Annotated in this window: 11 protein-coding genes; 7 read left to right on the top strand and 4 right to left on the bottom strand. The window is 59.3% G+C overall.

Annotated elements, in window-relative coordinates; genetic code table 11:
* Window positions 1-248: 248 nt before the first annotated feature.
* The 3 genes from glxR to gcl form a co-directional block, all read right to left on the bottom strand.
* Window positions 249-1,133 carry a 2-hydroxy-3-oxopropionate reductase gene (glxR, locus tag ACC569_RS06675; RefSeq protein ID WP_372522723.1) on the bottom strand — a complete coding sequence of 295 codons (885 nt, stop codon included), beginning with the start codon at window positions 1,131-1,133 and terminating at the stop codon, window positions 249-251.
* 18 nt (window positions 1,134-1,151) lie between these two features.
* Window positions 1,152-1,934 (bottom strand): hydroxypyruvate isomerase, encoded by a 783-nt coding sequence (hyi, locus tag ACC569_RS06670; protein WP_372522722.1) that lies wholly within the window; start codon window positions 1,932-1,934, stop codon window positions 1,152-1,154.
* A 76-nt stretch (window positions 1,935-2,010) separates the two neighbouring features.
* Window positions 2,011-3,774 carry a glyoxylate carboligase gene (gcl, locus tag ACC569_RS06665; protein WP_372522721.1) on the bottom strand — a complete coding sequence of 588 codons (1,764 nt, stop codon included), beginning with the start codon at window positions 3,772-3,774 and terminating at the stop codon, window positions 2,011-2,013.
* Window positions 3,775-3,982: 208 nt separating this feature from the next.
* Here gcl and ACC569_RS06660 point away from each other — a divergent pair, with 208 nt between their 5' ends.
* The 7 genes from ACC569_RS06660 (at window position 3,983) to ACC569_RS06630 (ending at window position 9,787) form a co-directional block, all read left to right on the top strand.
* The gene (locus ACC569_RS06660) at window positions 3,983-4,750 is read left to right on the top strand and encodes an IclR family transcriptional regulator (protein ID WP_372522720.1); all 768 of its coding nucleotides are present in this window, start codon (window positions 3,983-3,985) and stop codon (window positions 4,748-4,750) included.
* Window positions 4,751-4,869: 119 nt separating this feature from the next.
* Complete coding sequence (locus tag ACC569_RS06655) at window positions 4,870-6,051, top strand: alanine--glyoxylate aminotransferase family protein (RefSeq protein WP_372522719.1); 1,182 nt, start codon at window positions 4,870-4,872, stop codon at window positions 6,049-6,051.
* A gap of 71 nt (window positions 6,052-6,122) precedes the next feature.
* Window positions 6,123-6,272, top strand: a complete 150-nt coding sequence (locus ACC569_RS06650; protein WP_372522718.1) for a helicase HerA-like domain-containing protein — start codon at window positions 6,123-6,125, stop codon at window positions 6,270-6,272.
* A 239-nt stretch (window positions 6,273-6,511) separates the two neighbouring features.
* Window positions 6,512-7,450 carry a diguanylate cyclase gene (locus tag ACC569_RS06645; RefSeq protein WP_372522717.1) on the top strand — a complete coding sequence of 313 codons (939 nt, stop codon included), beginning with the start codon at window positions 6,512-6,514 and terminating at the stop codon, window positions 7,448-7,450.
* A gap of 29 nt (window positions 7,451-7,479) precedes the next feature.
* Entirely contained in the window at window positions 7,480-8,508 is a 1,029-nt protein-coding gene (locus tag ACC569_RS06640; RefSeq protein WP_372522716.1) for a SpoIIE family protein phosphatase, read from the top strand.
* Window positions 8,509-8,510: 2 nt separating this feature from the next.
* The gene (locus tag ACC569_RS06635; RefSeq protein WP_372522715.1) at window positions 8,511-9,389 is read left to right on the top strand and encodes an STAS domain-containing protein; all 879 of its coding nucleotides are present in this window, start codon (window positions 8,511-8,513) and stop codon (window positions 9,387-9,389) included.
* 59 nt (window positions 9,390-9,448) lie between these two features.
* Window positions 9,449-9,787 carry a hypothetical protein gene (locus tag ACC569_RS06630; protein ID WP_372522714.1) on the top strand — a complete coding sequence of 113 codons (339 nt, stop codon included), beginning with the start codon at window positions 9,449-9,451 and terminating at the stop codon, window positions 9,785-9,787.
* 14 nt (window positions 9,788-9,801) lie between these two features.
* Here the strand turns inward: ACC569_RS06630 and corA are convergent, their stop codons facing one another.
* Complete coding sequence (gene corA / locus ACC569_RS06625; protein ID WP_372522713.1) at window positions 9,802-10,866, bottom strand: magnesium/cobalt transporter CorA; 1,065 nt, start codon at window positions 10,864-10,866, stop codon at window positions 9,802-9,804.
* Window positions 10,867-10,945: the final 79 nt, after the last annotated feature.

Here is a 10,945-nt window from a genome sequence, read left to right as displayed (position 1 = left end):
GTGCGCGTGTGACGTCGGCATGCCGGATGCGAATGCAGCCGCAACGATACCCTAAATTACACGTTGGATGAAATCGGGGAGGCTGCTCTATCAGCTTTCGACACCGGGTGAATATGTCCGTTCGTGGCGAGCTTGTCGAACCACGAATGCATGATGACCCTGTAATGGCAGTGTTTGCCGTTCACTCTTTGACAAGCTCAGGGAGAACGGAATGACTTAATCAGGGCTACCTATCTGGTTGTGGTTCATTACTTTTGATTAATTTCATGCTTGGCCAGCATTTCGAGCGCGCGCACCATGGCCGAGTGGTCCCAGGCACTGCCGCCCTGCGCGGCGCAGGCATTGAACAACTCCTGGCAGGTGGCCGTGTTCGGCAAACTGATCTGGAGCGCGCGTGCGCCGGACAACGCCAGATTCAAATCCTTCTGATGCAATTCGATGCGGAATCCGGGATTGAAGGTGCGCTTGATCATGCGCTCGCCATGCACTTCCAGAATTTTCGACGAAGCAAAACCGCCCATCAGGGCCTGGCGCACCTTGGCCGGATCGGCGCCGGCCTTGGAAGCAAACAACAACGCCTCGCCCACCGCTTCGATGGTCAGCGCCACGATGATCTGGTTGGCCACCTTGCAGGTCTGACCGTCGCCGTTGCCGCCCACCAGCGTGATGTTCTTGCCCATCAATTCGAATATCGGCTTCACCTTGGCGAACGTCGCTTCCGTTCCGCCCACCATGATGGTCAGCGCGGCGTTCTTCGCGCCCACTTCGCCGCCCGACACCGGGGCGTCGACATATTCACATCCCAATTTATTGATCTGGGCAGCGAACTTCTTGGTCTCGATCGGGGAAATCGAACTCATGTCCACCACGATCTGGCCCGCGGAGAGGCCCTCGGCCACGCCGTCCTTGCCGAACAGGGCGGCTTCGACGTGCGGGGTGTCCGGCACCATGGTGATGATGATCTCGGCATTTTTCGCGACATCTTTCGGAGATTGACAGGCGATGCCCTTCTCGCCGACCAAGTCTTGGGGAACGCCCGAACGGCTGAAGAGATACAGACTGTGGCCGCCCTTCATTAGATTGTGGGCCATCGGGCGACCCATGATACCGAGACCGATAAATCCCACTTTCATGATTGTTCTCCTGAAAGATTAATGCGACAGATAAGCGGCGGCCCAACCGAGACCCGCGACCGTGGCGGTGGCCGGCTTGTATTCGCAGCCGATCCAACCATCGTAACCGATCTGATCGATATGCTTGAACAGGAATGGATAATTGATTTCTCCGGTGCCGGGCTCGTTGCGCCCCGGATTGTCCGCGATCTGGATGTGGTGGATACGGGAAATATTTTTCTTCAGACTCGCCGCCAGCTCGCCCTCCATGCGTTGCATGTGATAGACGTCGTATTGCAGAAACAGGTTATCCGACCCCACTTCGTTCATAATCTCCAGCGCCTGGGTGGTGCGGGACAGATAGAAGCCCGGAATGTCGAAGGTATTGATGGGCTCAATCAGGAGCTTGATGCCGGCGGCTTTGAGCTTGTCGGCGGCAAAACGCAGATTGGCGACAAACGTCTTGCGCAGCGCATCCGGCGCGGCGCCCGCGGGCGCGATCCCGGCCAGGCAATTGATCTGCTTGCACCCGAGCGCAGTGGCATAGTCGATGGCCTTGCCGACGCCGTCCTGGAATTCGCCGACGCGCGCGGGCTGACACGCGTTGCCACGGTCACCGGCGGCCCAATCGCCCGCGGGCAGGTTATGCAGGACCTGGGTTAGTTTCAGCATCTTGAGCTTTTCCGCCAGCTGGGTTTTATCGTAGGCGTAAGGAAACAGGTATTCGACGCCGCGGAATCCGGCCTTGGCGGCGGCGTTGAACCGGTCCAGAAAATCGACCTCATTGAACAACATGGTCAGGTTGGCGGCAAACTTGGGCATCGTCGTTCCTTAAATGGAATTGTACGCAAATCGCGGCAAACCGCGCCGCGACGTGGTTAACAGGCGGCAATCGCGATCAGGCCGCCTGCGTTTTTTTCTCTGGTTTGCGATCGAGAATTTCTTCGAACTCGGTAATCTTGTCGATCTCCGGACCCATGGAAATGTTGGTGACGCGTTCGGTGATCACTTCGACCACGACCGGAACGCGTTTCTCCGCGCTCAAGCGACGCGCCGCCTGAAAGGCAGCCGCCATCTGTTTCGGATCGAAGATGCGCGTGGCAAGACACCCCATCGCTTCCACGGCCTTGACGTGATCGACGCCATATTCGCCAATCTCGGGACAATTGATATTGTTAAAGCTCAATTGGACTTCATAATCCATTTTATAACCGACTTCGGCCTGGCGGATCAGTCCCAGATACGCGTTATTGATGAGAATCATCACGAACGGCACATGATGCTGGGCGGCGACCGCGAGTTCCTCGATCAAAAACTGGAATGAAAAATCGCCGACGACACCGACGACCTCCTTGCTCGGGTCGGCCAGTTTAGCGCCGATGCACGCCGATATTTCCCAACCGAGCGGGCCGGCCTGGCCGCAGACGATATAGTTTCGTGGCTTGTTGATTTTCTGGAACTGGCCCGAGGCGATCTGGTACAAGCCGATGGCGGTGACGAAGCGCGTATCGTCGCCGAACACGTTATTGATTTCCTGGAATACGCGTTGCGGTTTTATCGGCACATTGTCGAAATCGGTGCGGCGTTGCATCGTGAATTTCCGCTCCTGAACTTCGGCGATCCATGGCTTGCGGTTGACAATCTTGCCGGCCTGTTTGCGCGCACGCGCCGCCGCGACGAACTCCTCGAGCGCGTATTTGGCGTCGGCCACAATGCCAATATCCGGGCAAAAGACGCGGCCGATTTGCATCGGCTCGATGTCGACATGAACGAATTTGCGCCCTTTGGTGAAAACATCGAGGCTGCCGGTCTGGCGATTGGCCCAGCGATTGCCGATCCCGAGGACGAAATCGCTGCGCAGGAAATTCGCATTGCCGTAACGATGCTGGGTCTGCAGTCCCATCATGCCGGCATTCAGCGGATGATCGTCGGGAATGCTGCCCCAGCCCATCAGCGTGGGAATGACGGGCGTTTGGGTCAACTCGGCCAGTTCAACGAGCAGTTCGGACGCCTCCGCGCTGATCACGCCGCCGCCGGCGAAGATCAACGGCCGCTGTGCCGCCATCATCATGTCGAGCGCCTTGTCGATTTGTTTCCGATTTGGGCGCGGCTTGAACACTTCGAGCGGGAAATCGGAGTCGGGATCGAACTCGATGATTTCTTTCTGGACATCGATCGGCAAATCGATCAAGACCGGGCCGGGACGGCCCGAGCGCATCAATTGAAACGCATACCGGAACGCGCGCGGCACCTGGGCGGCTTCCATGACGGTAATCGCCCACTTGGTGACCGGCTTGGCAATCGCGGCAATGTCGACCGCCTGGAAATCTTCTTTATGCAATTTGGCGCGTGGTGCCTGGCCGGTAATGCACAGAATCGGAATGCTGTCGGCCATCGCCGAGTACAGGCCGGTGATCATGTTGGTGCCGGCCGGGCCGGAGGTGCCGATGCAGACGCCGATGCGGCCGCTCGCGGCGCGCGTATAGCCTTCGGCCGCGTGGGTTCCGCCTTCTTCGTGGCGAACCAGCACGTGCTTGATCTTGCTCCCATTCATCGCCTGATACAGCGGCAAGATCGCCGCCCCGGGGATGCCGAACGCCAGCTCGATGCCTTCGCTTTCCATGACGCGAATCGCCGCTTCGGTTGCGGTCATTTTTGCCATTTTTTATTCCCTCGATATTTCACAGCGCGGAACTGTGATTCGTTAAAGCAGCCCTGCTCGCTGCGCTCGCTCGTCTTGATGTATTACCCAATGAGAAATCCAGCAGGAATCCTGTTTAGGTATGCCGGTGACAAGGTATACGCTTGCACGAAAGGCTAACGCAGGATAGGATATTTCACAATACATAATCGTTTTCACTATACGCAAAATGCTCAAAACCGCCGCATCTTCGATTCAGGTGATTGACCGGGTGACGACGCTGCTCGATGCCATCGCGGCGCGCCCGGAACCGTCCAGCCTCAAGTTCCTGTCGGCCGAAACACATCTGCACCCCTCCACCGCCTTCCGCATCCTCAAGGCGCTCACGGGGCACGGGCTCGTCGAGCGCACGGCCAACGGCCAGTACACGCTGGGCGTGAAGCTGCTGCACTTCGGCAGTCGCGTGCACGGAAAAGTGGATCTGCTGCGCGAGGCCAAACCGATCATGGAGTGGCTGCGCTCACAGGTGGGCGAGTCCGTGAACCTCACGGTGCGCGAAGGCGATGAAGTGGTGTACGTGGAGCGCGCCATTCCCAACCGCATGATGCGCGTGGAACAGGTGATCGGCAGTCGTGCGCCGCTGCATGTCACCGCCGTGGGCAAGCTGTTCCTCTCCGAGGATGGCGAAAAGGCGTGCCGCGAATACGCGCGCCGCACCGGTCTGCCGCGTTATACCCCTAATACCTTCACTCAAGTGACAAAACTCTGGGCGCAAATTGAAAACGCCCACAAACTCGGATACGCCCTTGACAATGAAGAAGCGGAACAGGGAGTCGCCTGCGTCGGCGTGCCCCTGCACGACCCGCATGGCAAGATGGTCGCGGGGCTTTCGATCTCGGCCCCGCGTGACCGTCGCCGCGAGGCCTGGATTCCCATCATCAAAAAAGCCGGCGCGGATATTTCAGCGCGCTTGGGTTACCTGGCCAAGTCCGCCTAGAACAGTTGCCGCAGGGATTTGCCATTATAATCCGACGAAACGAGTGAGCACAGCGAGCCGGGCTACTGTTACACTGCGCGGTTTCCGGATAATGAATGAAGAATAAATAGAGGTCGCGCTTGAGCTATACCTCCTTCAATCCACCGGTCCGTACCTTGATGGGACCGGGACCCTCGGACGTGCACCCGCGCGTGCTCACGGCCATGGCGCGCCCGACCATCGGGCACCTCGATCCCGCGTTTATCGCCATGATGGAGGAAATCAAGGCGCTGCTGCAGTACGCCTTCCAGACCAGCAACGCGCTGACCATTCCCATCTCCGCGCCCGCCTCGGCCGGCATGGAAGCCTGCTTCGTCAATCTCATCGAACCGGGCGAAAAGGTCGTCGTGTGCATGAACGGCGTCTTCGGCGAGCGCATGAAGGAGAACATCGAGCGCGCACGAGGTGTGCCGGTCATGGTGGAAGACAGCTGGGGCACGCCGGTGGACCCGAACAAGCTGGAGGACGCGCTCAGGGCCCATCGCGACGCCAGGATCGTCGCCTTCGTGCAGGCCGAGACTTCCACCGGCGTGCAATCGGACGCCAGGAAGCTGACGGAGATCGCCCATCATCATGACTGCCTGACCATCGTGGATGCCGTGACCTCGCTCGGCGGCTCGCCGCTGAAGGTGGATGAATGGGGCCTCGATGCGGTCTACTCCTGCTCGCAGAAATGCCTTTCGTGCGTGCCGGGGCTGTCGCCGGTCACCTTCAGCAACCGCGCGGTGGAAAAGATCAAGAAGCGCAAGACCAAGGTGCAAAGCTGGTTCTTCGACCTCAACCTGGTGATGGGATACTGGGGCTCGGGCAAGCGCGTCTATCACCACACCGCGCCGATCAATCTTTTATACGGCCTGCATGAGGCACTGGCGATGCTGCAAGAGGAGGGCCTGGAAAATTCCTGGGCGCGGCATCGGCATCAGCATCTCGCCTTGCGCTCGGGCATCGAGGCCATGGGGCTCTCCTTACTCGTTCATGAATCCGCGCGCCTGCCGCAGTTGAACGCCATCGTGGTCCCGGAGGGCGTGGACGAGGCCGTGTTGCGCAGCCGTCTGCTCAATGAATACAACCTTGAAATCGGCGCGGGCATGGGCAGCCTCGCCGGCAAGATCGTGCGCATCGGCCTCATGGGTTATGGCGCCAACATGAAAAACGTCATGTACTGCCTGGAAGCGCTCGAGGCCGTGCTGGCGGACATGCACGCCCCGATCCTGACCGGCGTCGCGATGAACGCCGCGCAAAGCGCGGCGGTTTTAAACTAGAACCTATCTCAAAATATATGTAGGGTGGGCACCGCCCACCGTCGGACAGCCTGGGCGGACTGCTCGGGGGCTTGCTCGGCGGCATCACCGGTCCACGCGGTGACCACCGTGAAGGCGCCGCCGAGACCATGGTCAAAAACACCGCCCGCTCCATCGGTAGCCAGATCGGCCGTAGCCTCATTCGAGGCGTGCTGGGCTCCCTCCTCGACGGCCGGCGCTAACACCCCAACAGCCCCTTGGTGGGGTTGAATTCCCTCTGTCCGTCCCTTCAGGCACGGACCATGTTTCCCCCTTCCCTGCCTCTGAAAAATGGCTGATTTAGGCCGGAATTCCGGCCTGGGGCCGTGCGCACCTGTCTTCTCAGGGCTGGCACGGCCTATGCACTAAACTCACAGAGAATCAGCCAATTATGCCTTTTTGTGCCGTAGACGACCGGATAAGCACAGCATCAGACGGAAAGATGCAGACACTGCTGACATTAACCATCATCGTCGAGCCCGACCGGCAGCGCCTCGCGCGGTTTGCGATGGACGCCGTGGAAGCGCTCGGCGGTAACGTTTTCTCCGCCGCGAACCGGCTCGAGGGATTGCTGCGCCGCGTACGCGAGGACTGCGCGCGTGCCCGTACGCCCGTCGAGACCAGCCTCCTGCTGGACGATCTGTCCTTGTACCTCGCCTGGGAGAACCAGCACGAACCGCTGACGACACTCTCACAGCCGCCGGAGGCCGGCAAGGTCACGGCGCTCGCCACCCAGCTCAAGAACGCCAGTGAATCCGCCGACAGTACGCTGCTCAAGCGCCGCAACGAACAGATCATCGCCGATCTCGAAGACGCCAAGAAACGCGCCCGTCAGGAGATGGAGGAACTCGAAACGCTGCTGGAGCTGAAGAAGAACGAGCTGAACAAATCCATCCTCGCCGCCCAAACCGACGGCATGACAGGACTGTGCAACCGCAGCGGTTACGACTCGCACCTGCGCGAGGCTTTCCTGCGCTGCAAACGTCAAGGCGAGCCGCTCTGTCTCTTGCTGCTCGACGTCGACTTCTTCAAGACCATCAATGACACCCACGGACACCAGTACGGCGACGAGTACCTGAAGCGCGTAGCCAATGCGCTGCGCACCTCGGTGCGCGAACACGTGGATCACACCTGCCGCATTGGCGGCGATGAATTCGCCATCATTCTGTACTCGGACGTATCGATTGCCAAACGCGTGGCGGGCAAGGTACTCAGCCAGATGGAAAACAAGGTCAGTATCGGCATAAGCCAGATGCAGAAAGCTGACAGCATCGAGGGCCTGATCGGGCGCGCGGATTCGATGCTGTATGAAGCCAAGCACCGTGGACGCGGTCAGTTTGTCGCCGACGAGGTCAGCGAGGTCCGAATCAAGGCGGTCTGAAAAATAGTATCCACCCGGTATGGGAAATCATGAAATTGCTGATCGAGCAGGGAGCGAAGGGGGATAGCGGTGTCGTGCTGTTGCGGTCGAAGCTGCGTGCGGTTTCGCGCCGTATGGGCTTCAACGATTTGAAACGTGAACATATGGAGCTGGTGTGTAACGAAATGGTGACGAACCAGAACAAATTCGCCGAAGGTAACGGGCTGGTGCAGATATGGGAGACCGCTTATCCCCGGCCGGCACTCGATTTGTTCGCGTTCGACTACGGCAAGGGCATCCTGAATATCATGGTTGCCGTGCAGGACGGTTTTACCACGGCTGGCACCATGGGCAAGGGGCTGGGCGCCATCCGCCGCCTCTCCTCCGAGAGCGAAATCTACAGTCTTCCGATGGAAAACATCGGGGATTGTCCCTGGCATGGCACGGCCGTGTGGTCGCGTTTCTATCAGGACAATAACGATGACACGCTGCCGCACCAGATCGGCGGCTACACGCGCGCCTATCAGGACAGCGCCTTCAACGGTGACCTGATTCAGGTCCGCTGCAGCCCGAACAAAACCCGCTGGCTGCACATGGACGGGCTCGGCCACGGACGCGAGGCGGCCGAGGTCGTCGAGGGCATCGGGTATTTTCTCGATGATGAAACTCCCGTGGACGGTTTGATGGAGCGCTTGAGCCGGCGGCTCGAGGGCACGCGCGGCGCGGTCGGCATGGTGTGCGAGATTGACGCCGTCACACAGACTTTCAGAATCTGCGGGGTCGGCGACATGGTCGCCTATCTCATCGCCAGCGGCGACAAAAAAGCGATTTTGTTTTCCCCCGGCGTGCTGGGCCATGCCCATCGCACGCCGGAGACAACCACCCTGTCGTTTCCGCCCCAGGCCCTGCTCTTTACCGCTTCCGACGGCCTGCGGCGCAGCATCACCCTGCGCACCTTCCCGGAATTATGGCGATTGCACCCGCAAATGATCGCCCTGGTGTTGGGTCAAGTCATGGGCCGACATAACGACGACCGGTCCGTATTCACCATCCGTTTAAACCCAAGTATGAGGAAATAGTCATGGCCAAGGAAACACCCCAGGAAAAATCCACCAATCAGATCCTGATCGAACAGCTCATGCAGAACGTGGGCAAGATCTCCGCCATCATCGAGAAGGAAGGGCAGAGCATCTTCGGTCACAAGAACCTGCTCTCGAACAACGAGATCAACGACTACAGCCTCGAATTTCTCGAACTGCTGACGATGCTGCTGCACGCCGGCGAGAAAGTGGACCGGCGCGGGGCGGAATACAAGGCGCTGCGGCAGTTCTTCGCCAACTTCTCGCAGCAGATCCAGGTGCGCGGCGGCGACATGGACGAATTCGTGCGCTACGTCCACTTCCTGCAACGGGTATTCCTGGAGAATCTCGAGGAAAACAAGACGGTCAGCTTCGAGAAGACGCGCGAGATTTTGATGCTGCTCGGCATGATCTTCAACGACATCATCCTCGATGTGTTCCACATCTACCTGGAAGGCAAGGAAAAGACCATCCTGGCGCAGCAGGAAGAACTGCGGCAGACCTCCACGCCGATCACCGAGATCTGGGACGGCGTGTTGACGCTGCCCATCATCGGCTCGCTCGACTCGTCGCGCACCATGATCGTGATGGAGAAACTCCTGCAGCGCATCGAATCGGACCGCGCGCGCGTGGTGCTCATCGACGTCACCGGCGTGATGGCGATCGATTCCCAGGTCTCGCATCACCTGATCCAGATGATCCGCGCCACCGGCCTCATGGGCGCCACCGCCATCCTGACCGGCATCCGGCCGGAGATCGCGCGTGCCCTGACCAGTCTAAACATAGACCTGAGCTCGGTGACCACGCGTTCCAAGCTGTCCGAGGGCCTGAAAGAGGCGTTCCGCCAGTTGCACATTGAAGTAACGCAACCCGGCAAGTAACCTACGCAGGACTATCGTGATCGGAACAGGCCGCGGAATGATTGCAGGAGCAAGACGGCATGGCTGAAGGCATCCATCTCACCCCCATCGGGGACGGCAACGTGCTGCTGGAACCCGGCGAGGGGCTCGATCCCAGCGACCCGGGCGCCCTGGTCGCGCCGGTGCTCGAGTTTCTCCAGAATAACGAGGCGCGGCGCCTGGTCTATGACCTGAAGAACGTCCGCCTGATCGATGAGGTGTACTACGCCTGGCTAACGAAACTCAGCGCCACCTGCCGCATCGCCAACGTGGAAATGGTCACCGTCAACATGCAGCCGGCGGCCGCGTACGCGCTGTCGCTCACGCTCGACAAACCCACCCCCTTTACCTGCGCACTCGATATCCACCATCTGCGCTGAGAAGCCCGGCATTTCTAGATCCACTTCCGGCGCCGGAAAAACACCAGCATGCCGGCGGCGATCCCCGCCATCACCAGTAACACCAGCGGATAACCCCAGCGCCAGCCCAGCTCCGGCATGTGATGAAAATTCATGCCGTATATCCCGACGATGAACGTCAGCGGCAAGAAGATCGTGGCGATGATCGTCAACACCTTCATGACTTCATTCAGCCGGATGCTCAGGCTCGAAAGATAAATATCCATCATGCTGGCCAGCATGTCGCGGTAGGTCTCGATGGTGTCGATGACGTGAATGGTGTGATCGTACACGTCGCGTAGATAGAACCAAGTGTCCTTGTGGATCAACGTCGACTCGCCGCGCTGCATTCCGCTCACCACCTCGCGCAGCGGCCAGACGGATTTTCGCAGGAACAGCAGCTCGCGCTTGAGCGCGTGCAGCGTCTGCAACGACGCCGGTATCGGCCGGGAAATGATGGTCTCCTGCAACACCTCGATCCGTTCGCCGAGTCTTTCAAAGATGGCGAAATAATTGTCCACCACGGTATCCATGAGCGCATAGGCGAGGTAATCGGCGCCGAGATTGCATATGCGTCCGCGCTTGCCGAGGATGCGTTCCTTGGTGGCATTGAAGATGCCGTTGTCGCTCTCCAGAAACGAAATGACCAGATTGTGTCCCAGGATCAGGCTGATCTGTTCCGTCGATATTTCGTTCGTGGTCGTGTCGTTGCTCAGCCTTTTGATCACGATGTACAGGTATTCGCCGTAATCCTCGAGCTTCGGGCGCTGGTCGGTGTTGGGGATGTCCTCGATCACCAGCGGATGCAGGTTAAATGCAGCGCCGAACTGCGCCAGCGTCTCCACCTCGTGCAGACCGGTGATGTTGATCCAGCTCACGCCCGGACTGTCGCGCAGCGCGAGGCACTCCTGCACGGTCTTACATTCTTGTTCGACGGCGCGCTGCTCGTTGTAGTGCAGCAACGTCAGGCGCGTGGTTTCGCTCTTGCGTTCACCGAGATGCACCGGTGTGCCGGGCGGGAGGCCGGCCTTGCGCGAGCGTTTGGGCGCGAGTTGGGACATAAATTCACCTTGTTATTTCATGACTTGGGAGAGACGGGTTCCTAACCCCCGTCAATTGTCTATAGTATCGCTACTTCGT

The organism is Sulfuricaulis sp., assembly GCF_041499725.1.
Classification (GTDB): Bacteria; Pseudomonadota; Gammaproteobacteria; order Acidiferrobacterales; family Sulfurifustaceae; genus Sulfuricaulis.
Note: the sequence above shows the minus strand (reverse complement) of the source record. Positions and strands in the feature narration are given on the sequence as shown.

Bases quoted from the DNA above. Each gene is read 5' to 3' on its own strand.
- ACC569_RS06635 (WP_372522715.1), top strand. From the start codon at position 8,511: ATGGCCAAGGAAACACCCCAGGAAAAATCCACCAATCAGATCCTGATC.
- ACC569_RS06630 (WP_372522714.1), top strand. From the start codon at position 9,449: ATGGCTGAAGGCATCCATCTCACCCCCATCGGGGACGGCAACGTGCTG.
- glxR (WP_372522723.1), bottom strand. From the start codon at position 1,133: ATGAAAGTGGGATTTATCGGTCTCGGTATCATGGGTCGCCCGATGGCC.
- hyi (WP_372522722.1), bottom strand. From the start codon at position 1,934: ATGCCCAAGTTTGCCGCCAACCTGACCATGTTGTTCAATGAGGTCGAT.
- gcl (WP_372522721.1), bottom strand. From the start codon at position 3,774: ATGGCAAAAATGACCGCAACCGAAGCGGCGATTCGCGTCATGGAAAGC.
- ACC569_RS06645 (WP_372522717.1), top strand. From the start codon at position 6,512: ATGCAGACACTGCTGACATTAACCATCATCGTCGAGCCCGACCGGCAG.
- ACC569_RS06660 (WP_372522720.1), top strand. From the start codon at position 3,983: ATGCTCAAAACCGCCGCATCTTCGATTCAGGTGATTGACCGGGTGACG.
- corA (WP_372522713.1), bottom strand. From the start codon at position 10,866: ATGTCCCAACTCGCGCCCAAACGCTCGCGCAAGGCCGGCCTCCCGCCC.
- ACC569_RS06640 (WP_372522716.1), top strand. From the start codon at position 7,480: ATGAAATTGCTGATCGAGCAGGGAGCGAAGGGGGATAGCGGTGTCGTG.